This window comes from Pseudoxanthomonas sp. 68-E7, from assembly GCF_057773145.1.
The window spans coordinates 523166-546362 of the sequence record NZ_JBYMTI010000001.1 but is presented as its reverse complement, the minus strand read 5'-3'; the positions used below and the strand labels follow the sequence as shown (position 1 = coordinate 546362).

At 63.6% G+C, this 23197-nt stretch carries 17 protein-coding genes; 6 read left to right on the top strand and 11 right to left on the bottom strand.

Annotation, left to right across the window (positions count from 1 at the left end; translation table 11 throughout):
• The first annotated feature begins 7 nt into the window (after window positions 1-7).
• The gene (gene hslO / locus AC3DE2_RS02585; protein ID WP_488424960.1) at window positions 8-904 is read left to right on the top strand and encodes an Hsp33 family molecular chaperone HslO; all 897 of its coding nucleotides are present in this window, start codon (window positions 8-10) and stop codon (window positions 902-904) included.
• A 152-nt stretch (window positions 905-1056) separates the two neighbouring features.
• A complete protein-coding gene (locus AC3DE2_RS02580; protein ID WP_295377462.1) occupies window positions 1057-1896 on the top strand; it encodes an XOO1806 family protein in 840 nt (279 codons plus the stop codon).
• Window positions 1897-1993: 97 nt separating this feature from the next.
• On the opposite strand, the gene AC3DE2_RS02575 is transcribed toward AC3DE2_RS02580, so the two are convergent.
• From AC3DE2_RS02575 to AC3DE2_RS02530, 10 genes are all read right to left on the bottom strand, one after another.
• On the bottom strand, window positions 1994-2884 hold the full coding sequence (locus AC3DE2_RS02575) for a DUF4097 family beta strand repeat-containing protein (RefSeq protein ID WP_488424959.1): 891 nt from the start codon (window positions 2882-2884) through the stop codon (window positions 1994-1996).
• A gap of 20 nt (window positions 2885-2904) precedes the next feature.
• On the bottom strand, window positions 2905-3441 hold the full coding sequence (locus AC3DE2_RS02570) for a hypothetical protein (protein ID WP_295377443.1): 537 nt from the start codon (window positions 3439-3441) through the stop codon (window positions 2905-2907).
• Entirely contained in the window at window positions 3438-4001 is a 564-nt protein-coding gene (locus tag AC3DE2_RS02565) for an RNA polymerase sigma factor (protein ID WP_488425243.1), read from the bottom strand. The genes AC3DE2_RS02570 and AC3DE2_RS02565 overlap by 4 nt, the downstream gene beginning before the upstream one ends.
• 59 nt (window positions 4002-4060) lie before the next feature.
• The gene (locus AC3DE2_RS02560; RefSeq protein WP_488424958.1) at window positions 4061-5635 is read right to left on the bottom strand and encodes a tetratricopeptide repeat-containing sulfotransferase family protein; all 1575 of its coding nucleotides are present in this window, start codon (window positions 5633-5635) and stop codon (window positions 4061-4063) included.
• 75 nt (window positions 5636-5710) lie between these two features.
• Entirely contained in the window at window positions 5711-6310 is a 600-nt protein-coding gene (locus AC3DE2_RS02555) for a hypothetical protein (RefSeq protein ID WP_295377439.1), read from the bottom strand.
• A 189-nt stretch (window positions 6311-6499) separates the two neighbouring features.
• Window positions 6500-9538, bottom strand: coding sequence for a TonB-dependent receptor (locus AC3DE2_RS02550; protein ID WP_488424957.1), 3039 nt, complete (start codon window positions 9536-9538; stop codon window positions 6500-6502).
• Window positions 9539-9846: 308 nt separating this feature from the next.
• Window positions 9847-11424: a tetratricopeptide repeat-containing sulfotransferase family protein gene (locus AC3DE2_RS02545; protein WP_488424956.1), complete on the bottom strand. Its 1578-nt coding sequence runs from the start codon at window positions 11422-11424 to the stop codon at window positions 9847-9849.
• A 92-nt stretch (window positions 11425-11516) separates the two neighbouring features.
• Complete coding sequence (locus tag AC3DE2_RS02540) at window positions 11517-14606, bottom strand: TonB-dependent receptor (protein ID WP_488424955.1); 3090 nt, start codon at window positions 14604-14606, stop codon at window positions 11517-11519.
• A 248-nt stretch (window positions 14607-14854) separates the two neighbouring features.
• Complete coding sequence (locus tag AC3DE2_RS02535; protein WP_488424954.1) at window positions 14855-16642, bottom strand: phosphoenolpyruvate carboxykinase (GTP); 1788 nt, start codon at window positions 16640-16642, stop codon at window positions 14855-14857.
• A 163-nt stretch (window positions 16643-16805) separates the two neighbouring features.
• Window positions 16806-17549 carry a helix-turn-helix domain-containing protein gene (locus tag AC3DE2_RS02530; protein WP_295374930.1) on the bottom strand — a complete coding sequence of 248 codons (744 nt, stop codon included), beginning with the start codon at window positions 17547-17549 and terminating at the stop codon, window positions 16806-16808.
• Window positions 17550-17658: 109 nt separating this feature from the next.
• Between AC3DE2_RS02530 and AC3DE2_RS02525 the strand changes: the two genes are divergently transcribed.
• Both AC3DE2_RS02525 and AC3DE2_RS02520 read left to right on the top strand, forming a co-directional pair.
• The gene (locus AC3DE2_RS02525) at window positions 17659-18099 is read left to right on the top strand and encodes a hypothetical protein (protein WP_488424953.1); all 441 of its coding nucleotides are present in this window, start codon (window positions 17659-17661) and stop codon (window positions 18097-18099) included.
• Window positions 18100-18102: 3 nt separating this feature from the next.
• Complete coding sequence (locus tag AC3DE2_RS02520) at window positions 18103-18915, top strand: DUF2145 domain-containing protein (protein WP_488424952.1); 813 nt, start codon at window positions 18103-18105, stop codon at window positions 18913-18915.
• 78 nt (window positions 18916-18993) lie between these two features.
• On the opposite strand, the gene AC3DE2_RS02515 is transcribed toward AC3DE2_RS02520, so the two are convergent.
• A complete protein-coding gene (locus AC3DE2_RS02515) occupies window positions 18994-19593 on the bottom strand; it encodes a TetR/AcrR family transcriptional regulator (protein ID WP_183643979.1) in 600 nt (199 codons plus the stop codon).
• Between the two features lie 143 nt (window positions 19594-19736).
• On the opposite strand from AC3DE2_RS02515, the gene AC3DE2_RS02510 reads away from it, so the two are divergent.
• Together AC3DE2_RS02510 and AC3DE2_RS02505 are read left to right on the top strand one after the other, a co-directional pair.
• Window positions 19737-20708 (top strand): alpha/beta fold hydrolase, encoded by a 972-nt coding sequence (locus tag AC3DE2_RS02510; protein WP_488424950.1) that lies wholly within the window; start codon window positions 19737-19739, stop codon window positions 20706-20708.
• Window positions 20705-23182 (top strand): acyl-CoA dehydrogenase, encoded by a 2478-nt coding sequence (locus AC3DE2_RS02505; protein WP_488424948.1) that lies wholly within the window; start codon window positions 20705-20707, stop codon window positions 23180-23182. The genes AC3DE2_RS02510 and AC3DE2_RS02505 overlap by 4 nt, the downstream gene beginning before the upstream one ends.
• Window positions 23183-23197: the final 15 nt, after the last annotated feature.

Here is a 23197-nt window from a genome sequence, read left to right as displayed (position 1 = left end):
AGTCTTCGTGAACCCCAGCCCCGACACCGACACCCAGCTGCGTTTCCTGCTGCCCAAGGCCGGCGTGCGCGGCGTGGCCGTGCGCCTGGACGCGTCATGGCGCGAACTGCTGTCGCACCAGGCCTATCCGCCCGCCGCCGCCGGGCTGCTGGGCGAAGCCTGCGCCGCGGCCGTGCTGTTCACCGGCCACACCAAGGTCGATGGCCGCCTGTCGATCCAACTGCGCAGCCGGGCGCCGCTGCGCACCCTGTTCGCCGAGTGCACCGCGGCCGGCACGCTGCGCGGCATCGCCCAACTCGAGGAAGGCCACGATGCTCCCCGCGACCTGCGCGAACTGGGCGAGGATGCCCTGCTGGCCATCACCATCGAGAATCCTGGCCTGGACCCGCGCGAACCCCAGCGCTACCAGAGCCTGGTGTCACTGAACGCCGAATCGCTGGCCGAGGCCTTCGAGGACTACTTCCGCCAGTCCGAGCAGTTGCCCACCCGTTTGCTGCTGGCCAGCGACGGACGGCGCGCCACCGGGCTGATGCTGCAGAAGCTGCCCAGCGACGAGGGTGATGCCGACGGCTGGAATCGCGTCGGCGCGCTGTTCGACACCTTGTCCGGGGATGAACTGCTGGCCACGCCGCCGGATCTGCTGATCCATCGCCTGTTCCATGAGGAAGCACCGGAACGGATGACCGAGCGTTCGTTGAGTTTCGGCTGCTCCTGCTCGCGCGAGCGGGTCTCGGCGATGCTGCAGTCGCTGGGCGAGGAAGAAGCCCGGGCGGCGCTGGTGGACGGGACGGCGGAGGTACGCTGCGAGTTCTGCGGCCAAAAGTACCAATTTGATACCAATCAGATCGGGGAACTTTTCACCTTGCCGTCGGTCGGAATCGAGGCCCCTGCCAGACTCCAGTAGCGTTATTTTGGAGACCAGCGGGTCTTGGGGACTTGTTAAAGAAACATAAACGGCATAGCATCAGTTCCCCTTCGGGAGGGGAACTCCGCGTCAACGATCGGGGTCTGAAGCGAGCCATGAAACTGCGTCATCTGCGACTACCGTTAGCCGTTCTGCTCGCCCTTGGCGTGGCAACGGGCGCGGCTGCGCAGAACAAGCAGAAGAAGTCCGAGCGCGCCGCGCCGACCGCCCTCCCCATCCTCAACAATGCGAACGGCAAGGTCGAAGCCGTGCTGCTGCTCGAGCCCACCGGCGAGACCGCCGCGGGCGCGCGCTGGCGCTTCGGCAGCAATACGCTCAGCGCCGCCTTCGGCCTGGAAGCCGGGGATTCGCTCGGCCTGGTCTGCAACCGGCAGAGCGGCATCGTCGGCAACATCGGCAGCCTGGCCAGCCATTGCATGTTGGCTGCGCTGGACAACGACGACGCCACCGGCGGTAGCCAACGTCTCAGTGCGGGCGCGACCCTCAACCGGCCCGGCGGGCGTCTCGGCCTTTCGGCCGGTACCGGCCGCGATACCCTGCCGGTCTGGCTGTCCGGCGGCAACAAGGTGTCCGCGGGTCGCGTCGAGCAGAATGACCTGGCAGTGTTCGGCGAGAAGAACATCGGCCGCGAAGGCTTCGTGTCCATCGGCGGCGCGGTCGCCCGGGCGCGCCTGGTGCCCGCCTCCGACCTGCCCGCCATCGCCGACCACTGGAACAGCAAGACCTTCACGGTGGGCGGCGGCTATGGTCCCTTCAGCGCCAACATCATCGGCCGCGTGATCGACGTGCCGGGCCAGCCGGGCAAGTGGGAAGGCCTGGGCCTGGGCTTCACCTGGCGCACCCCGTGGAGCGGCCAGCTGACGGTAGGTGCGGAGAACGTCATCAGCCGGGGCAAGAATCCGTTCTCGCTCAGCAACGACAAGGCCGATGAAGGTACCGTGCCCTACGTGCGCTACGAACAGGATCTCTGACGCCCAAGCCAACCGCACCGCTTCGGCATGACGGACCCGCAACAAGAAAAAGGCCGCGACGTTCGCGGCCTTTCTGCTTTGTACCGCCCCTCCGTCCTTACTCGAACCGGAGCTCCGCGTTGCCGGAGAATGTCTCCAGGCTGATGTCGCCATCGCCACTGCCATAGCGGGTCTGGAAACTGGCGCCCGGTCCCACGCCGCGCTCGACCTTCACACCCGGCGCGCGCAGATCCCCGCTGAAGGTTTCGCCCCGAACCTCGGCCGACAGATTCTTCGGCACGATCAGCAGCACGTTGCCGCTCACCGTCTCCATGTGGAACTCCGCCTTGGGCGCCACGCCGGTGCTGACCCGGAGATCGCCGCTCACCGTATTGGCCTTGAACTCGCGCAGGCGCTCGTTCCTGACCGCGACATTGACGTTGCCGGAGACGCTCTCGACGGTGACCTCGCCGTTCAGACGCCCGTTGAGAGTCAGGCTGCCGCTGACGGTCTGCGCATCGACCTCGGGACTGTTGAGGGTGAGGCGGACGTCGCCGCTGACCGAGCTGATGTCCGCGCTCCGCGGCGCACCGATTGCCACCACCTGCCCGCTGACCGCTTCGATCGACAACGAGCCCGCCGCCACGCCCTCCACATCGACATCCGCCGACACCGAATCAATCTCGAGATCCGCGCGCAGCGGCACCATCAGCTGCAGATCGGTCGGCTCGCTCCTGCGCTCGCCCCAGCCACTGCCGTTCGGGTAGCGGACGGAGACATTCAGGTGTTCGCCACCGCCATCGATTTCCAGCTTCTCGACGCCGGCGCCAAGAGTGCCGGTGATCTTGACCTCGGCCCGGTCCCAGGTGCGGACCTGGATGCGACCCTTGACGTTGCTGACATCCACGCGTCCGCGCGGATCCAGCGGATGGCTCTCGTTGATGGGCGTTCCGGCCAGCGCCGGGAATGCCGCGACCAACGACAGCAACAGCAGGGAAGTTCTGAACATGTGCATGGAGGGCTCCTTGGTCAACTCATCATGGCGCGCTGGGTCAACGCCAGGCGCTTGGCATAGGTGCGACGCAACTGCTCGAGCAGGAAGCGCGTGTTGGGTGCGCGATCCAGCGCGGCGAGGATCTCCTCGGCACTGCGATCCAGCTCCTGCAGGGCGCCTCCCAGTTCCGGATGGGCTTCGGCTCCCTGGATCTGCGCGAGCGCGCCCTGGTAATCCCGGGTCAGCAGCGCTGCTTCCTGCCGGATCAGGGGCTCCTGCGGCGAGGTCAGGTGCGTGGCCTGCCAGAGGAAACCGACCGCCAGCAGCATCGAGGCCGCCATCGCCCAGGGCACCAGCCGTCGCGCACCCGTGCGCGTGAGGCTCCCGCCATGATCGGGTGATGCGCCCTTTCTCCATGGGAACCCATGGCCACGCTCCGGTCCCGGTGCGGCTTCCGGTTGCGGCAGCCCGGCGATCCGGGCGGCGATCCCGGGCCACAGATCCCGGGTCGGCGGGGTGTCCTGGCGCAGCCCTTTGAGCTGCCAACGCAGGCGATCGTTTTCTTCGTTCATGCTTCTACTCCCAATCTTTCACGCAGCAACTGGCGGGCGCGATGCAACTGCGCCTTGGAGCTGCCGACCGCCATGCCCAGTTCGCCGGCGATCTCTTCATGTTTCCAGCCTTCCACGTCGTACAGCACCAGCACCGCGCGCGCGCGGGGCGGCAAGGTCGCCACGGCCCGTTCCAGGTCCAGCGACAGTGCGGTGTGCTGGCCGGCGGAATCGGCCATGCCCAGATCGTCCAGGCGGTCCTCGTCTTCGTCGAACAGCGGCTGCGACCGGCGCGAACGCAGTTCCATCAACGCGGTGTTGACCGCGAGCCGGTGCAGCCAGGTGCTGAAGGCGCTTTCGAAACGGAACTGCGGGAGCGCCTGCCAGGCCCGGACGAAGGCTTCCTGGGTCAGGTCGTCGGCGCGGACGCCCTGGCCACCGACCAGGCGCTGGATGACGCCGTGGATGCGGCCGGCGTGGCGGCGGTAAATCGCTTCGAAGGCGCGCATGTCGCCGCCGACGGCGGCCCGGACCAGGCCATTGTCGGTCTCGGCGGCCACCAGGGCGGTCGTGTCGGTCATCAGGTCGGTCACGGCAGCGTTCAGCATATCCCTTTGGATGTGCCGGCGCGGGGAAAGGTTTAAGCGGTTTCCGCCCTCAAGCCGCGGATCAGCGGTTGGAGATAATCCTCGTAGGGCGCCCACTTCGGCCGCTCCAGCGCCACCACCCGGTCCCGCACCTGCACCGCGCTGGCGGTGGCCACCCCGCGGGTGCGTTCCTGCAGGGCCAGCATGCCCGGCTCGAACGCGAAACCGCAGAAATCGGATACCTCGCGCAGCACCGCCTCGGTATCCCGGGTCAGTCGGCCGTAGTCGACATCGAGCACCCGCCCCGGATACACGGTCCGCCAATGCGCCATCAACCGCTCGTACTGGCGGTAATAGAAAGCCAGTTCCTGCTGGTCGTAGGAATAGGGATTGGCATCGGAGAACAGCTCGCGCAGGTTTGAGAAACAGGTCTCCACCGGGTCTCGTACCATGTGCAGGATCTTCGCTTGCGGCAACGCCTGGCAGATGAAGCCGATGTTGAGGAAGTTGGACGGCAGCTTGTCGGTGAAGAAGCGCTCCTTGCCAAGCCGCCATTCCATCTTCTGCAGGTATCCCTGCCCTGCCGCGGCATAGTCCACGCCCTCCGCAGCTTTCCGCACCAAGGTCTCGTCGATCACGCCACGGCAGTGGTAATCGGTAGCCCAACGCATCTGGCTGGTGAAATCGTAAAGCTCGCCTACGCCGTGCACGTCGTGGTGCCCGTCCAGCAATTGCTCCAGCAGGGTGGTACCGGACCGATGCATGCCGACGATGAAGACCGGAATCCGGGACGAATCGCCGGTGCCCCCGGAGCGCGGCGCCGTGGTTGCCGCCACGGGGACTTCAATCAGCGCATCGACCAGCCGCCTCGATTCCTCGCTCTGGTACTTCAGGGTGGAACGCTTGGCCCGGCAGGCCAGCGTGAGCGCCTCGCCGGCGCCGGCCACATCGCCGATATCGTCCAGTTCCTTGTGCAACGCGAAGCCCAGCAACGCCACTTCATCGGCCCGCTTGCCGGGCACGGCCAGCAGGCGGCGCAGGCGATCCACATGGTTCGCCTCCTTGCTCTGCTTGCGCAGGCGGGATACCAGCCACCAGGCCTGGGCAATCTCGGGTGCGCGCCGCAGGCAGTACTGGAGGTCCTGTTCGGCCGCAGAGAAGCGGCCCAAGTAGATTAGTACCTGTGCCCTCGCCATGAGCGTTGTCGGATAGTCGGGATCGCCTCGCTTGGCCTCATCGAGGAGCTCCAGCGCCTTCTCCTGGCAGTTCAGATAGCTCAGTTGGGCCGCGAAAGCGATAAGCAGGGGAATCGGCACACTCCCCAATGGCCCCAACGCCTTGAAACAGGCAAGCAAGGCCTCGGCTTCATTGAAAGTCCGCAGGCGCTTCAGCAACTCGCCCAGTGTCCGCGGATCCCGGGGCCGCGCCTGAAGCGCCAGCATGGCGTATCGATGGGCAGCGCGATAGGTTCCCCCGAGTGACTCTACGTAGGAGAGCTGTATCGCCGCGTCGGCATTGCCCGGAGAACGGGAAAGTATCAGTTCATAAATGCGCCGCGCCTCGCTCCAATTTCCTTGGCCGGCGTACTGTTCAGCCAACTTGGCGAGCTGCTCTGCGGATGAATTCATGCGCAGGCATCATACATCAGCCACCACGTCCCGCCATCGTCACCCTACCCGGGTCGCTACCGTCCCCGCCATCCGCTATCTGGCGCCTTGGCCGATGGTCCGATTGGCGTTGTTGATCCTCTCTTGGCGATTGAGGCCGCGATAGATCGCATCCAGGTCACTCGCCCTCATCGACTCGCCGCGCCGGAATTTCGGCCGGTTCTCATCGAGGAACACAGCAAGATTCTCAATCGCGCAATGCGCTCGCACTTCGCCTTGTGATTTCCCGTTGACGAAGGCCAGTGTCGTTGAGGTTACCGTCCGCGCGGGCTCGCTGACATGTTCCTTGGGCGCGAAACGCCAGGAAGAAACGGCCAACGCCGAAGCCTGGGCAAAGGGCTTGATTCCCTCTTCCGTCAGCGGCTCGCCAGCGGAGTTCTCTCCCCATGACTTCAGCACGACCATGTCCTGGATGCTGCCGTCTTCATCGACCGCGTATCCCAGATTGATGCATACGTTCGCACTCTCCTGTCCCGATGCGGGATATCCGGGAGCGGCGAGCTGCACGCCGTCCGCAACTTTCCAGTCTTGTCCCAGCCTTCCTTCCTGGACTACCACCGGCGGCTTTGCGGCGAACGTCCCCCCTGCCGCAACCATCAACAAGCTCCAACAAGCGACCATTCCCAGCCTGCGCATCCGAGTGCTCCTCAATGGTTGGTCAAGCGCACTGAATAGCAGAGCGCCCCTTCTGAAACAATGCCGTACGTCGCCTAACAGCCGAGCTCCCCCTGTCGTTCAGCCTTCATTCCAAAAAATTTCCGCTCCAAAAAAAACGGCCGCCCCAAAGAGGCGGCCGTCAACAAAACACGAATCAGACGGTGTCTATCAGAAGTCGTACTGAACCATGAAACGCACGGTGCGCGGCGCCTGGAACGAAAGCGGCAGCAGGTACGTTTCCGAAGCAGCACCCGTGTTGGCGACTTCCGCCGTTTCGTTGTACGAGGTGACCTTCTGCGAATCAAAGACGTTGAACACGTCCAACTTGAATTGCAGGCCTTCGGCGAAGGACGGCCGATAAGCGATATTCAAGTCAAACGTCGTCGTCCACGGCAACCGACCAGCCGTACCACGCGGGACCGGAGTGTTATTGCAGCGCATGAACGAGGATCCGTAGGGGTGCGGATCGTACGTTTCCGGGTTGACCGGCTCGCCCGGGCCGCGGCTCGGGTCACGATCCAGCACGCCCAAGCAGTTCAACGGACGGCCCGATTGCACCAGCAGGTTGGCACCCACGCTCCATTCGTCATTGAACTGGTAGTTACCGAACAGCTTCAGGCTGTGGCGACGGTCGTTGGGCAGGTAGCCGTACGTATCAACCGTGAGCTCGCGATAGTCGAAGTCCTGGGTGACGCTGGTGTCAGCCTGGCCGATATCCGACTTCACGCCGCCTTCCGTATTGCCCTTGCTCTTGGCGTAAGTGTAGGAACCCTGCAGGAAGAACTTGTCCCAGTTGCCTTCCCAGAACACTTCCAGCGCGGTGTACGTACGCTTGGCCTTCGGGCCCAGGCGATCAGCGGCGATAGTATTGGTGGTCAGGGTGCCATCGCCCAGCAAATCGGTCACGAAAATCGCGTCCGAACCCGGGTTGTACATACGGCAGTACGGGAAGCCGGCGCTCGGCAATGCAGCGAACTGGTCATTGGCATTCGCAAAGCCGATGAAGTCACCGTCGCCATTGAACCGCGGCGTGAATCCATTGGCATCCAGGATGGCGGTGTAGTCGCAGTTATCGTCGATCGCACGCTTGAGGTCGCGGTAGATACCACGTGCACCCAGCGAGAAGTGATCCGTCAGCTGGGCCTGGAAGCCGAGGATGAACTCGTCTTGGTACATCGGGTCCAGATTCTTCGCGGCCACCGTCAGCGGATTCTTCGCATGGCCGTCCTCGCCATTCAGGTAGCGGAAGGTGCCGCGCGAAGTCAGTCCGGTCGGAGCACCGGTCACAGGGTCGACACCCGTGAAGTCGAACTCCTCACGGCTGAAGATGGAGGCACTGGCACCACGAACGGCAACGCTCGGGGTCAGCGGCAGCGCATAGCGGCCTGCATTCGCAAACAGCTTGAAGGAAGAATCACCGTTGACGTCCCAGGAGAAACCCAGGCGCGGACCGAACTGATTGTCGATCTTGACGTAAGTCTGACCTTGGCCGTTGATGTTTTCGAAGGTATCCCAGCGCAGGCCCAGGTAGGCAACGAAGTTATCGGTAACGTTCCAGCTGTCCTGCAGATAGAAAGCGCGCTGCTTGACCTTGACGGTCGCACCCTGGCTGAAGACCTGCTCGCGAACGATGTCAAACTCGTCACCCGTATTGGGGTCGCCGTCCGGACCGTTGCTGGTGGAATAGTTCCACTGGCGGCCACCTTCCAGCGACACGCCGGCCAGCGACTCGTAGTCATCCACGTCGTAGCCGAACTTCAGCAGGTGATCGCCAAGCTGCCACTCGGCGTCCAGTCGGAACTGGTCGCGGGTATCGCCGGAGTCAACACGGTCAACAGTGGTACCGGTGATGTTGCAGGTGCTGAAGTAGGTACCGGTGATGGCACGACGATAGCCCGGGCGACCATCGACCACGACAGGGCAGCCGCTCGCCGGATTGTTCAGATCGCCTTGATACCGGACTTCGGTGCCATTGGCGGCACGAAGATGCTGGCTGCGAGAGAATTCGCCATGGCCAGCCAGTGCGGAGAGGGTGAAGTTGTCGGTCAGGTAGCCGGTGTACTTCAGGACATAGTTCTCGCCGCCCTGCTCGGTAAAGTTGGTACCGATGAAGTCGCCTCGATTCAGCACGCCGATATCATTGGCGTAGATGTCCGTTTCGACCTTGGATTTGTCCGAGAACGCGGTGAGTTCCAGCAGGTGGTTATCGGTGATGTTCCAGTCCAACTTCACCAGCCAGTTCGGGTTCTTGGTTTCCGCACTGGTGTTGGTACTGGCGACGACGCTGCCCCAGGTTTCAGCCTGCTCGCGGCCATACTGGACCAGGGCGTAGCCAAAGAGCTTGTCCTTGATCAGCGCGCCGCTCGCCCAGACCGCGGTCGTGGCTTCCCACTCGGTGTCCTTGGAATTGTCCTGGCGCAGGGTGCCGTTGCGCAGATACGTGTTATCCACGTCCGAAGTCAGGCTCTTCGGGATCCAGAAGAAATTCGCACCGGCGTGGAATTCATTGGTACCGCGCTTCGTGACCTGGTTGATCACGCCGCCCAGCGAACGCCCGAACTCCGCGCCGTAACCGCCGGTCTTCACCTGCTGCTCGGCGATGGCCTCGAATGGCACCTGCGAGAAGTTCAGGCTCCGGAACGAGTTGGTGATGTTGAAGCCGTTGATGAAGTACTGGTTTTCGGCAACGGAGGAGCCACCGAACGACGCAAGATTGCCGAACGCGGCATCGCCACGCACGGTACCCGGAGCCAGCAGCGCGACACTGGTCGCGTCACGCGGGACCGGAATCTTCGCAATCTGCTCGGCGGTGAGGATCGTGGTCGACTCGACCGAGGAGACGTCGATCGGATTGATGAAGCCGGAGCCGACGACCTGGACCGCATCAAGGGTCGTCGCCGCACCACTGCTGGTCACGAAATCCGCGCTGGAAGCCGTGCCCACACTGACCACTACGTTCCGCGAACCGCCACTGCTGCTGGTGACGGTGTACTGGCCGGTCGGAAGCGCCGAGAAGCGATAGCTGCCATCCCCGCCGACCGTGATGGTGCGCGAGAACCCGGTGTTCGGATTCGTGATGGTGATCGTGTCGCCCGCCGTCGCACGGCCGGTGATCGCACCAGCCGTGTTGGACTGAGCCTGCACTCCGCCAACAAAGCAGGCACCTAGCGCAAGGCTCAACGCCGTTCGCTTGATGCCCTTCGACAAGTAGCTGGAACCCTTGTGGGTAGTCATCTTGTGCTCTCTCTCTCAAGTCAATAGAAGCCCGGGTTGCAAGCAGCCCGACCCAAATGAACCGACACTCAATGGTGTCTGGTGACCGAAGAATAACGTAACTTTTACGGGTGAGAGCAGAATTTGAATTACACTCAGAGCAACTTATTTCATTTAGAATCAAATGCTTAGGATACACCTCTCGTCCTGGGTTACGTTCAGATCGTCGGACCGGACGCGTGCCTTGCATCCTATGGCTCGACTAACCTGCGAGCCGTCCCGTTAAAAGTTGCAGATGCAACCTATCCCGGACGCGCAATCGATAGCTCTCCAAGAGCCCACCCGTATCGCTTCCAGCTATCCACGTTGCGCACATGGACGCCTTCGCGAATCTGCGATGCGCTCGCCGTAGCCGACGGAGAGATGTTCCTCCGGATATCCAGCATTCCGTCTTGATAGGAGATTCCGCAGAACTTCGCGATCTGCGGAACGACCAGCGCTGGTTGGCTGACCAATGTCTCGTAATCGACCGTCAGTACCCCGTCACCGAGTACCCGCTCCCAATGGCCGACGAGGCGTTCGAATCGATCGTAATGGGCCGCCATTTCCTGCAGATGGTAGCTGTAGGGATAGGCGCTCCCGGAAAAAAGATGCTTGAAAGTCGAAAAGCAGCTGTCCAGGCCGTTTCGTCGCATGATGACTATCCTGGCCTTCGGCAGTGCCTTGCGGATGAAGCCTGCGTGGAGAACATTGTTGGGTAGCTTGTCGACGAGGAAATCCGCTCCCTCGGCACGCCAGGCGGTCCTGTCCAGGTATGCCTTTCCAAGTGCGGCGAAATCCATCTGGCCGCAGGCCTTGAGTGTATCGCGGTCTGGACACTCGCCCAGGAAGCGGTTTATTTCCCAGGATATCTGCGAAGGGAAATCATTGAGTTCGCCGGCTGATTTCACTCTTGGATGATTTCCAAGCAGACGCTCCAGAAGCGTCGTTCCGCTCCTCGGCAAACCCACGATGAAGATCGGTGTGTGCCCTGCCCCATGTTCGACGCTTTGAGCATCCGCGAAAAATCCTTCGGAGCATGTTTCCTGCAAAGCCCTGAACCCGGCGTCGTCCAGCGATGCGTCATACCGGATCCTCTCTCGCTTCTTGCGTGCACCCAATTCGAGCGCACGCCACGCTTCGGAAACATCTCCTGCATCATCAAGCTCCTTGAAGAGCGCGTATTGCAGGTAGATGGCGTCTTCCGATTCCGCACTCGTGTGCGCTATTGCCTTGCGCAAGCGCTGGACCCTTGCGCCGGGAGAATGTGCCGATTCGTGATGCGCCAATGCCCAATGTGCCTCGGCGTATAGCGGGTTCAATGCTATGCAGCGCTCATATGCTTCCGTCGCCTCCTGCATCCTGCCCAGATAGCGAAGCGCAGTGGCCCGAGAATAAAACAGCTCCACGGGGGGGCTGCTTATCCTCGACAAGGCGTGGTCCGCCAGCTGGAGGGCCTGTTCGTGCGCCTCGACAAGCCCCAGATACTGCACCAGGCCCATGCTATAGCGCAGTACAACCGGATCGGACCAGTTTGCGGAAGCAATGATGTCCCTGGCCTCGCGGTACTCGCCGAGTACGAGCAGGCGCATGCTCAGTTCCGTGATGAACTGCTGGCTGCCGCTGCGCTTCCAAGCCGGTACAGCAGAACGCACTGCGCGCAATGATTGACGGAAATCGCCCTGGCTCTGCGCAAGTGCGGACAAGGCCAGCCACGCTCGCGGCTGGGCCGGATCTAGTTCGAGAATCTGCTGGTATATGCCGCGCGCGTCGTCAAAACGGCGCTCCATCATCGCTTGCCGCCCACGCTGGACGTAGGCACCAATGTCAGGATTCTGCACGCTCGGCTCCGTGGGATAAAGAAAAAGGATAGAGCAAAAACAGGACGGCCGCCCAAGGGCGGCCGTCCTTTCAAGCAGACTTCCGGTATTGCTTAGAAGTCGTACTGCACCATGAAGCGGACAGAGCGCGGGGTCTGCCAGGACAGCGGGGTCAGGTAGGTGTTGCGCGCACCTGCCGGGCTACCCAGATCGTCCTCGCCTTCCTCATCCACCGAAGTCGGCTTGTCCGAGTTGAACAAATTGAACACATCGACCTTGAAAGCCAGCTTCCCATCCGCGAACGACGGTCGGTAGGCAACGTTCAGATCGAACGTCGTGGTCCACGGCGTACGGCCGACGGTGCCACGGTCGACAATCGTGCTGCCGTTGTCCAGGCCGGTGGGTTCACCCGCATCGCAGGAGAAATAGGCGACACGGTAGTTGGTCGGGTCGCCGCCATAAATGCCGAAGCAGTTCTCCGGACGACCGGACTGGACCAGCAGATTGCCGCCGACCGACCATTCATCGGTGATTTCCCAGTTGCCGAACAGCTTCAGGGTATGGCGACGATCATTCGGCAGGTAACCGAACGAGCCCAGCATCAGTTCCGGATAATCGAAGTCCTGCGTGGTGCCGGTATCCGCCTGACCGATGTCGGACTTGACGCCGCCTTCGGTGTTGCCCTTGCTCTTGGCGTAGGTGTACGAACCCTGCAGGAAGAACTTGTCCCACGCACCTTCCCAGAAGAACTCCAGGGCGCTGTAGGTACGCTTGGCGTCCGGTCCCAGGCGATCAGCCTTGACGGTGGTGGCGGTCAGCTGCCCGGTATTGAAGAAGTCGGTCATGAAGACCGCGTCCGAACCCGGGTTGTACAGGCGGCAATAGGGGAAACCGGCGTTCGGCGTAACCGCAAAGCGGTCATTGCCATCGGCCCAACCCAGGAAGTTGTCATCCCCGTCGAACCGCTGGGTGAAGCCGGCGGATTCCAGGATCGCACCATAGTCGCAGCTATCGTCGATCGCGCGCTTGAGTTCACGATACACGCCGCGCACACCTGCCGAGAAATGGTCGGTCAGCTGAGCCTGGAAGCCGAGGATGTACTCATCCTGATACATGGGCTTGAGGTTCGTGGACGCGATGCTTTCCGGGTTCTTCGGCCCACCATTCTCGCCGTTGGCGTAGAACGGAGTGCTGTATGGACCGCCGCCCGGTGCCATGCCCAACGGCAGGCCCGTCTCGGGATCGATACCCGTGTAGGTGAAGTCCTGGATCTGGTAAATGGACGCACTGGCACCACGCACCGCGACATTCGCGGTCAGCGGCAGCGCGAAGCGGCCCGCATTACCGAAGATCTTGAATGAGGAATCGCCATTCACGTCCCACGAGAAGCCGATGCGCGGAGCGAACTGGTTGTCGATCTTGACATAGCTCTCGCCGCGGCCGTTCTTGTTCTCGAAGCTGTCCCAACGAACACCACCATAGACCAGGAAGTTGTCCGTGATGTTCCAGGTGTCTTCCAGATAGAAGGCTTCCTGCTCAACCTTTACCGTGGAACCCTGGCGAATGTTGTAGCGGCGGACGAACTGGTTGGTACCGGACAGGTTGGAGTTGTATTGGTACTGATAGTTGCCCGAATAGGCGCCGCCGTCGACGGTTTCAAAGTTGTCGACGTCATAGCCGAAGCGGACTACATGGTCGCCCAGGAGCCATTCGGCATCCAGGCGGAACTGGTCACGCGTGTCCTTGGCGTCGGCGCGCGTGAGGGTGCCCTGCATGAAGCATCCCGGCGGGGGCGTGTTGCCATTGTTGGCGCGCCAGTTGCGGCTGCTGGAAATCACCGGGCAACCACCCACCACCTCGTTGAGGTCGCCGTTGTAGCGAATTACCGCACCATCAGCTTCGCGCGCATAGTTGGTACGGGTGAACTCGCCATGGCCGGCCAGAGCCGACAAGGTGAAGTTCTCGGTCAGGTAGCCGGTGTACTTCAACGAGTAGTTGTCACCGCCTTCTTCGCTGAATACCGTGCCCATGTAGTTGCCGCGGCCCGGCTTGGTGCTCGGGGAAGCAGCATCACCAAACGTGGTGCGGTAGTACTCCCGCTCGTTCTTGCGCTTGTCCGAGAACGCGGTCAGCGCCAACAAGTGATCGTCGGTGATGTTCCAGTCCAGCTTGACCAACCAGGTCGGCGATTTCTGCCGGGTCTGGGTGTTGTTGAGGGAACGGAAGCTCAAGCCGTTCTCGGTACCCGGATATGCATCCGTTTCGGTACGGCCGTACTGCAGCAATGCGTACGCGAACAACTTGTCCTTCACCAGGGCCCCGCTCGCCCAGACCGATGCAGTGGCTTCCCAGCCCTTGTCCTTGGAATTGTCGGCAATCAGCTGGCCGTTGTTCCAATAGTAGTTCGGCGTGGCTTCGCGCAGGGACTCCGGTTCCCAGAAAACGTTACCGCCGGCATGGAACTCGTTCGAGCCGCGCTTGGTGATCAGGTTGATCACGCCACCTGTCGAACGGCCGAACTCCGCACCGTAGCCACCGGTCTTGATCTGCTGTTCGGCAATCGCCTCGAACGGGATCTGCGCGAAGTTGAGGTTCTTGAAGGTGTTGGTGATGTTGAAGCCGTTGACGTAGTACTGGTTCTCCGAGACCGACGAACCACCGAACGAAGCGAGATTACCGAAGGCGGCATCGCCCTTGATGGTGCCGGGCGCCAGCAGGGCGACACCGGTGATGTTGCGCGGCACCGGGATCTTGGCGATCTGCTCGGAAGTCAGCACCGTGGTGGATTCCACGGAGGAGACATCGATGGGATTGATGGCGTTGGAACCGACGACCTGGACGGCGTCCAAGGTCGTGGCACCGCTCGAAGCCTGCGCCGCGCGGGCAAAATCGACATTCGCGGCGGTGCCGACGGTGACGGTGATGTCGCGGCTGGACGAGGTGCCATCAGCCGCCTTGCGGGTAATCGTGTACTTACCGGTCGGCAGCGCGGAGAAGCGATAGCTGCCGTCGCCGCTGACGTTGAGGGTGCGGGTGAAACCGGTGTCCGGGCTGACGATGGTGATGGTGTCGCCGTCGATGGCGCGACCGGTGATGGCACCGGCCGAGTTCGACTGCGCCTGTACCCCACCCACGAAGCAGGCACCCAGGGCCAAACTCAGGGCCGTGCGCTTGATGCCTTTCGACAAGTAACTGGAACCCATTTGTCTCTCTCTCTTGAGTTGTAAGCGGCCGGTGCCAACAGGCCCCGGAATCCGATGTGACAGGCGCGACATATCCTGTGAACCCAAGAGTAACGCAAATTTCTTTATTAAGAAAGAGTTATCCAGCCTTATAAATCAATCACTTGCCCTGTTCATTTTGATGAACTGTAAATTCAAATACATTTGAAACCAATCTTGTACGTGCAAAAGGGGCCGCTCTCGGCAGCCCCGATGTTCCAGTCAGGCTTTCAGCCCAGATGCGCCGCGATGCGCGCCTGCTCCGCCTTCAGTGCCTCCGGCATGCGCCCGCCAAACTCTTCCAGATAGGCACCGATGCTGTCGACCTCGGCACGCCAGCCCTCCGGGTCGAAGCCGAACAGCTTGGCTCCCGCTTCCTGCGAAAGCGATACCCCATCCAGATTGAGGTCGTCCGCCCGCGGCAGGTTGCCGATCGGCGTATCGACCGCGTCGGCCTGCCCTTCCACGCGCTTGATCATCCATTCCAGCACGCGCAGGTTCTCGCCGAAGCCGGGCCACAGGAATTTGCCATCGTCGCCCTTGCGGAACCAGTTGACGTGGAAGATCTTCGGCAGCTTCGCGCCGGCCTGGTCGAACGACAGCCAGTGGGCGAAGTAGTCGGCGAAGTTGTAGCCGCAGAACGGTTTCATCGCCATCGGGTCGCGGCGCATCACGCCGACCGCGCCGGTAGCCGCCGCGGTGGTTTCCGAGCCCATCGCGGCGCCGATGAGCACGCCGTGGGTCCAGTCGCGGGCCTCGAACACCAGCGGCACCAGCGACGCGCGACGTCCGCCGAACACGATCGCGGAGATCGGCACGCCCTGCGGGTCCTCGGCACGCGGCGAGTAGCTCGGGCATTGGCGTGCGGAGACGGTGAAGCGCGAGTTCGGATGTGCAGCCGGGCCATTGGCCGGATCATAGGGACGCCCCTGCCAGTCCAGTGCCGGCGTGCGCTTGTCCAGGCCTTCCCACCACGGTTCCTGATCGTCGGTCACGGCCACGTTGGTGAAGATGGTGTGGTGGCTGATGGTCGCCAGCGCATTGGGATTGGAACTGTCGGAGGTGCCCGGCGCGACGCCGAAGAAGCCGGCTTCCGGGTTGATCGCATACAGGCGGCCGTCGGCGCCCGGACGCATCCAGCAGATGTCGTCGCCGACCGTCCAGACCTTCCAGCCCGCCTGGCGATAGCCTTCCGGCGGAATCAGCATGGCCAGGTTGGTCTTGCCGCAGGCCGAGGGGAACGCCGCGGCCACGTAGTGCATCTGGCCCTGCGGATTCTCGATGCCGACGATCAGCATGTGTTCGGCCAGCCAGCCCTCCTGGCGGGCCTGGTGCGAGGCGATGCGCAGTGCGTGGCACTTCTTGCCCAGCAGCGCGTTGCCGCCATAGCCGGAGCCGAAGCTCTTGATGGTGAGTTCTTCCGGGAAGTGCATGATGAAACGACGCTCCGGATCCAGCTCGCCGACCGAATGCAGGCCCTTGACGAAGCTGCCTTCGCGTTCGATCCGGGCCAGTGCGGGAGCGCCCATCCGGGTCATGATGCGCATGTTCGCGACCACGTACGGCGAGTCGGTGATCTCCACGCCGCAACGCGCCAGCGGCGAATCGATCGGGCCCATGCAGTAGGGCACCACGTACAGGGTGCGCCCGCGCATGCAGCCGGCGAACAGGGCGTCCATCTTCGCGTGCGCTTCGGCCGGTGCCATCCAGTGGTTGTTCGGACCGGCATCGTCGCGCTCCGGCGTGCATACGAAGGTCAGGTGTTCGACCCGGGCGACGTCGCTGGGGCTGGAACGGTGCAACCAGCTATGCGGGTGGGTTTCGTGGTTCAGCGGCAGCAGCGTGCCGTCAGCCTGCATGCGGGCGATCAGGGCGGCGTTTTCGGCATCGCTGCCGTCGCACCAGTGGATATGGTCGGGCTGGGTCAAGACAGCAACCTCGGCCACCCAGGCGTTCAGCGCTTCCAACCGGCATCCCCGGGAATCCTGCGATTTGAAAACGTCGACCGCTGCGTTCATGCCTAGCCCTCGAAAAAGAGACCAAAATGATACCAATGTCTGGTCCCGATGACGAGAACAACGCCGAATCGGATTCAGGAAGGTCAGACCATGTCCTGGCCGGACCGCTACATATAAGAGTGGCCTTAAAGCACTGGCACCGCCGGCGCTGCGGGAGGCGGACTCAGCCGCCGCGCGACCGCCGGTAGGGATTGAACAGTTGCAGCAGCCAGGGCTTCTGCGCCAGCACCAGGCTGACCCCGATCCGCCCGGACGCCGGCAGGGTGGCATCCCTGGCGAGCAGCGCGTCGAACTCGCGGGCCACTTCTTCCAGGCGCTGCCGGAGTTGCTTGATGCCGTCGATGCTCAGGCTGCCGCTGAGCAGCAGCAACGCATCCTGTTCGCCATCGAAGGCATCGGCGAAGTAGTCGGTCAGCAGCGTATGCCGGAAATAGCGTTCCATCGGACCGTCCGCGCGCCAACGGAAATTGCGCGCGGTCAGCGCGCGCGTCCGGTTGCCGGGCAGCAGTTCGATGATGCCGAGGCGATCCAGTTTCACCAGCAGGCCGGTCCACTGCGCGGGCGTGAAGCCGAAATGCTCCAGCACGTCTTCCTGCCGCCAACGGTTCAGGGCCAGGAACAGCGCCATCAACAGCGCGGGTTCCTTCACCAGCGCCTGTTCCTGGGCCGCCTCCAACTGCGCCATCGGCTTGCGCCCGCGCGCCGCCTCGGCACTGAGCTCGGCCAGGCCAACGTCGAGCACCTCGCAGATCTGTTCCAGCCGCTGCAGGCTCATCGCACGCCGGGAAAACATCCGCTTGATCGCCGCCTCGCTCATCTTCATCCGGGCAGCGAGGTCCCGATAGGTCATGGATTGCCCGCGCAGGCAGCGTTTGAGGGCGTCGACCAGTTCGATGGATACGGCCATGGGTAGCGGATTCCTATACCTTTCGTCCCCCAAGAGCTTACCTTGTCAAAGTTAGTTGAATCCTCCGGGTGTCTGCGTCCACCTTCGCGCCACGCAAGGAGACCCGCCCATGACCCCGTCCGCATCCCCCATCCAACATGTCCGCCCCCTGCTGCTGGCGGTCGCGCTGTCCGTCGCGACCATTCCCGCCTGGGGCGCCGTCCAGTCCGATGGCGCCAGCCGGCATTCGCGAGCGAGCCTTGCGGCGTCCGTCGAAGTCCCGGTGGCCGTCGTGCACGCGTTGGCGCATGGAGCGTCGGCGGTGGTGTCGGGGGTTGCGGCGGTGGGCAGCAGCGTGGTCGTGACCGTATCGGCGACCGCTGCCGGCGCCTCGTTCGTGATCTACCTGTCGGTGGAAGCCGTTCGCCGGCTGGGCATCGCGGTGGGAACCGCCATCAGCGTGACCACGGTCGCCACCGGCTGGTTGCTGAGCGCTGCCGGCGAAACGCTCTGCTTCATCGCCAACGACCGGGTCCGCCCGCACATCCACAGCCACCGCTACGGGAGCTGAGCCATGAACCGGTTATTGGTGCGCGTTGCGTGGCTGCTGTGCCTGCCGCTGGCGGCCCATGCCGGCAACAACTGCCGGGAGCAGCAAATGCCGCCTGCCAAGGTCGCCGCGGCGGCGGAAACCGCGCTGCGGGCCGCAGTTGCGCTGGAGGAGAGCGATGCGCCGGTGGCGCTGATCGCGCGGGTGGGCACGGACCTGTCCAAACAGGGCCTGGTCTACAGCCACGCCGGTTTCGTGGTCCGCGATCATCCGCAGGGACGCTGGACGGTGGTGCATCTGCTCAACGAGTGCGGCAGTGATCGTTCCGGACTGTATGCCCAGGGACTGGTGAATTTCTTCTCCGATGATCTGGTCAACCAGGATCTGCGCATCGTCTGGTTCAAGCCGGATGTCGCCCAGCGATTGACCCGCCGACTGCAGCAGGTGCCGCGTCACAGCCTGCATCATCCGCACTACAACCTGATCGCGCGCCCCGGCAGCCGGGACTACCAGAATTCCACCGCCTGGCTGGTCGAGATGATGGCCAGCGCGATCGCCGACTCGCCGATCTACGACCGCGCGACCGCCTACGCCTTCGCGCGCGGCGATGGCTTCGTACCGGAGACCATCCATGTTCCCTACACCAAGCGCGTGCTGGGTGGCTTGTTCACCGCCAACGTCGATTTCACCGACCATCCGGTCGCGACCCGCCTGTCAGGCGACTACCCCGTGGTCACGGTCCGCTCGATCTTCCGCTACCTGGAGAGGGCGGGATACACCGAGCGCGTGCAGGAATGGCGCAACGGCCGATTGATGGCCACGCCCGGACCGGCATGATTCCCGCGTGTTGGCCTCGTGCCTCCGCCCTTGCCCACTGCGCCGTGTGTCCGGCACGCGAGCCGCGTGCCCGCGCCGTCAGGTCGGAATGAGCGTGGAGATGACGTGTTCGAGGTAGGCCTCGAATTCGTCGTGGGTCATGCGCGGCTGCTGGAGTTGCAGCGACAACTGCAGGAAACCCACGTAGGCCGCGTAGGTCAGGCGTGCGCGGTGGATGGCATCCTGGCGCGCCAGCCCCGCCTGCCGGAAGGACGCCATCAGGTATTCCAGGCGGCGCTGTGACACGCGATCGATCACCGGCTGCACGGCCGGGTGATCCAGTGCCTTCAGCAGTTCGCTGTAGATGATGTGCGGCTTCACTTCATGGCCGACCAACTGGAATAGCGCGCGCAGGCGCTCGCGCGGATCAGGCACCTTCTCCAGATTGCCGAACACGCTTTCCTGTTCCACCGCCTCCCAGCGCTCCAGCGCCGCCTGCAGCAGCGCGTCGCGGGAAGGGAAATGCCAGTAGAAGCTGCCCTTTGTCACACCAAGACGCCGCGCGAGCGGTTCCACCGCGACGGCGGAGACACCCTGTTCGGCGATGAGATCGAGCGCGGCCTGGGCCCAGTCGTCTGCACTGAGGCGGGCATTCCGCGGGGATGCGGCGGGAGCTGGGTCGGGGCTTGGGGTCGTCATGGTTCCATTTAACCATACGCCGAAGTTTGTTGGAGTACGTTTGCTGCGTCGCAGCAAAACTTTCGTCAAATCAAACGCTTGCGCTCCCGACAATCCTGCCGACCGATTGACTGCTCTAAATCGGTAGGTCCATACTAGTCCGTATGGTCAACACCCACTCCCCTGCTCTGTCCCTCTCCGCCTCCGGTGCGGGCGAAGCACTCGGGCTGACCGGCGCCGGAGACCTGCGCCTCGCCGCCAGCGGCTTTGCCTCGCCCGCTCCCTTGCAAGCGGAACCGGCACTGATCTATTCGCACGGCTTTGGCCAGACCCGCCATGCCTGGACCCGGACCGCGCAGTTCCTCGCCTCGAAGGGCTATGCCGGCCTGGCCTACGACGCCCGCGGGCACGGAGATTCGCAGCGCAATCCGCAAGACGTGCCCTATGCCGGCGAGCAGTTCGCGGATGACCTGATCATCGTGGCCGGCGAGCAGGCGCAGGCGCCGATCCTCGTCGGCGCGTCGATGGGCGGACTGTTCGGCCTGATCGCCGAGTCGCGCTGGCCCGGACTGCTGCGGGCGATGGTGCTGGTCGACATCACCCCGCGCTGGGAATCGGCCGGGCTGGAGCGCATCCTCGGTTTCATGACCGCGTTTCCCGACGGTTTCGAGTCTCCGGAACAGGCCAGCGACATCATCGCCGCCTACCTGCCGCATCGCCGCAACCGCAAGTCGCCGGATGAACTGCGTGCGCTGTTGCGCCCGGACAGGAACGGCCGCTGGCATTGGCATTGGGATCCGCGCCTGATCGACGAACTGGCGCGCGACAGCGAACAGCACCAGGATGCCCTGGCCGAGGCGGCCAGCCGCATCCGCTGCCCGATCCTGCTGATCAGCGGCGGACGCAGCGATCTTGTCTCGGAAAAGACCGTCGAGGAATTCCGCACGCTGGTTCCCCATGCTCGGCATGTCCACCTTCCGCAGGCCACCCACATGGTGGCCGGCGACGATAACGACACCTTCACCGCCACCGTCCTCGAGTACCTGGCCGAACTGCGCTCGCCGCAGGCGTCCTTCGGGCCAGCCCCCACCGAATCGTCCGCCGACGGCGGATCCGCAACCGGAGCAAGTCCATGAGCATCCTAGCCCCCTTCCTCGCCTTCCTGTTGGCGGGCGCGTTCGCGGCCTATCACCGCTTGCGGCTGGCCTACTGGGCCGCGATCACCGCAACCCTGCTGGTGGCCTGCTGGCTGATGGGCGCCAATCACACCGCGACGATCGTCGCCGCGATCATCGTCGCGCTGATCGCGGTGCCGCTACTGATTCCGGCCATCCGCAAGCCGCTGATCACCGCGCCGCTGCTGACCTTCTACCGCAAGATCCTTCCTCCGCTGTCGCAGACCGAGCGCATCGCGCTGGAGTCGGGCTCGGTGGGTTTCGAAGGCGAGCTGTTCTCCGGTGATCCGGACTGGAACCAGTTGCTGTCGCAGCCCAAGCCCGAACTGACCCCCGAGGAGCAGGCGTTCCTGGACGGTCCAGTCGAGGATCTGTGCCGGATGACCAATGACTGGGAAATCACCCATGTCCATGCGGACCTGCCGCCGGAAATGTGGGATTTCATCAAGAAGAACAGGTTCTTCGGCATGATCATTCCCAAGTCCTACGGTGGCCTGGGCTTCTCGGCGCTGGCCCACCACAAGGTGATCCAGAAGCTGGCGTCCGTCTCCAGCGTGGTGAGCTCCACCGTCGGCGTGCCCAATTCGCTGGGACCGGGCGAACTGCTGATGCATTACGGCACCGAGCAGCAGAAGGACTACTACCTGCCGCGCCTGGCCGATGGCCGCGAAGTGCCGTGCTTCGGCCTGACCGGTCCGTTCGCCGGCTCCGACGCCACTTCGATCCCGGACTACGGCATCGTCTGCGAAGGCGACTGGGACGGCGCCAAGGTGGTCGGCATCAAGCTTACCTTCGACAAGCGCTACATCACCCTGGCGCCGGTCGCCAGCATCATCGGACTTGCCTTCCGCATGTACGACCCGGATGGCCTGCTGGGCGACAAGCGCGACCTGGGCATCACCCTGGCGCTGATGCCGCGCGAAACGCCCGGAGTGGAGGTCGGCCGCCGCCACTTCCCGTTGAATTCGCCGTTCCAGAACGGCCCGGTGCGCGGCCATGAGGTATTCCTGCCGCTGTCGCAGATCATCGGCGAGGAAAATGGCATCGGCGAAGGCTGGCGCATGCTCAGCGAGTGCCTGTCCATCGGCCGCTCGATCACCCTGCCCTCCACCGCCAGCGGCGGCGCCAAGCAGGGCGCGATCGTCACCGGCGCCTATGCGCGCATCCGCAAGCAGTTCGGCCTGTCGGTCGGCCGCTTCGAAGGCGTCGAGGAAGCGCTGGCGCGCATCGCCGGCAAGGCCTATGCGATCAGCGCGCTGTCGCAGGCGACCGCGGCGGCCGTGGATCGCGGCGAGAAGCCGGCGGTGCCATCGGCAATCGCCAAGTACCACTGCACCAACATGAGCCGCGACGTGGTCAAGGACGTGATGGACGTGGTCGGCGGCAAGGGCATCATCCTGGGACCACGCAATTTCGTCGGCCGCGCCTGGCAGGCCTCGCCGATCGCGATCACGGTGGAAGGTGCCAACATCATGACCCGCAGCCTGCTGATCTTCGGGCAGGGCGCGATCCTGTGCCATCCGTGGGTGCTGAAGGAGATGAAGGCCGCGCAGAATCCGGATACCGTCGCCGGCACCAACGAGTTCGACCGCAACCTGTTCGGCCATATCGGCTATGCGATTTCCAACGCGGTGCGCTCGTTCTGGTTCGGCCTGACTGCTTCGCGCATCGGTGCGGCGCCGGGCGACGACTACACCCGCCGGTTCTTCCGCAAGATGGACCGCTACTCGGCCAACCTGGCGCTGATGGCCGACATCTCGATGCTGACCCTGGGCGGCAAGCTGAAATTCAAGGAGTCGCTGTCCGGCCGCCTCGGCGACGTGCTCAGCCACCTGTACATGACCAGCGCGATGCTCAAGCGCTACCACGACGAAGGCGCGCCGGCGGCGGATCGCACCCTGCTGGCCTGGGCCTTCCATGACAGCGTGCACCAGATCGAACTGTCGCTGTCGGCGGCGCTGCGCAACTTCCCGATCCGTCCGGTCGGCTGGCTGATGTGGGCGCTGATCTTCCCGTGGGGCCGTCGCGCGCATGCGCCGGGCGACCGCCTCGGCCACCGTGCCGCGGCCCTGCTGATGACGCCGAACGAGGCGCGCGACCGCCTGGCCAAGGGTGTGTTCACCACGCCGTGCGAGAACAACCCGGCCGGCCGCATCAACAGCTACCTGGCCAAGGCGGTGCTGGCCGAGCCGGTGGAGCGCAAGTTCCTGAAGGCGCTCAAGACCAAGGGCATCGAGGCGCTGGATTTCGCCAGCCAGTTGGATGAAGGCGTGCGCGAAGGCTGGATAACCGCGGACGAGCGCAAGCAGCTGGAAGAACTGCGCACGATGACCTTGGACACGATCACCGTGGACGACTTCGATCCGCACGAACTGCGTGCCGCCAGCTACTACGATCGGCACCAGCCGGGCGACAAGTCACGCGCGGCGGCCTGATCCCCATGTTCCCCC

Excerpts from the sequence above, each read along its gene's own strand:
- AC3DE2_RS02530 (WP_295374930.1), bottom strand. The coding sequence starts at position 17,549 with ATGGCCGTATCCATCGAACTGGTCGACGCCCTCAAACGCTGCCTGCGC.
- AC3DE2_RS02565 (WP_488425243.1), bottom strand. The coding sequence starts at position 4,001 with ATGACCGACACGACCGCCCTGGTGGCCGCCGAGACCGACAATGGCCTG.
- AC3DE2_RS02505 (WP_488424948.1), top strand. The coding sequence starts at position 20,705 with ATGAGCATCCTAGCCCCCTTCCTCGCCTTCCTGTTGGCGGGCGCGTTC.
- AC3DE2_RS02575 (WP_488424959.1), bottom strand. The coding sequence starts at position 2,884 with ATGTTCAGAACTTCCCTGCTGTTGCTGTCGTTGGTCGCGGCATTCCCG.
- AC3DE2_RS02510 (WP_488424950.1), top strand. The coding sequence starts at position 19,737 with ATGGTCAACACCCACTCCCCTGCTCTGTCCCTCTCCGCCTCCGGTGCG.
- AC3DE2_RS02555 (WP_295377439.1), bottom strand. The coding sequence starts at position 6,310 with ATGCGCAGGCTGGGAATGGTCGCTTGTTGGAGCTTGTTGATGGTTGCG.
- AC3DE2_RS02515 (WP_183643979.1), bottom strand. The coding sequence starts at position 19,593 with ATGACGACCCCAAGCCCCGACCCAGCTCCCGCCGCATCCCCGCGGAAT.
- AC3DE2_RS02560 (WP_488424958.1), bottom strand. The coding sequence starts at position 5,635 with ATGAATTCATCCGCAGAGCAGCTCGCCAAGTTGGCTGAACAGTACGCC.
- AC3DE2_RS02540 (WP_488424955.1), bottom strand. The coding sequence starts at position 14,606 with ATGGGTTCCAGTTACTTGTCGAAAGGCATCAAGCGCACGGCCCTGAGT.
- AC3DE2_RS02535 (WP_488424954.1), bottom strand. The coding sequence starts at position 16,642 with ATGAACGCAGCGGTCGACGTTTTCAAATCGCAGGATTCCCGGGGATGC.
- AC3DE2_RS02570 (WP_295377443.1), bottom strand. The coding sequence starts at position 3,441 with ATGAACGAAGAAAACGATCGCCTGCGTTGGCAGCTCAAAGGGCTGCGC.
- AC3DE2_RS02520 (WP_488424952.1), top strand. The coding sequence starts at position 18,103 with ATGAACCGGTTATTGGTGCGCGTTGCGTGGCTGCTGTGCCTGCCGCTG.
- AC3DE2_RS02525 (WP_488424953.1), top strand. The coding sequence starts at position 17,659 with ATGACCCCGTCCGCATCCCCCATCCAACATGTCCGCCCCCTGCTGCTG.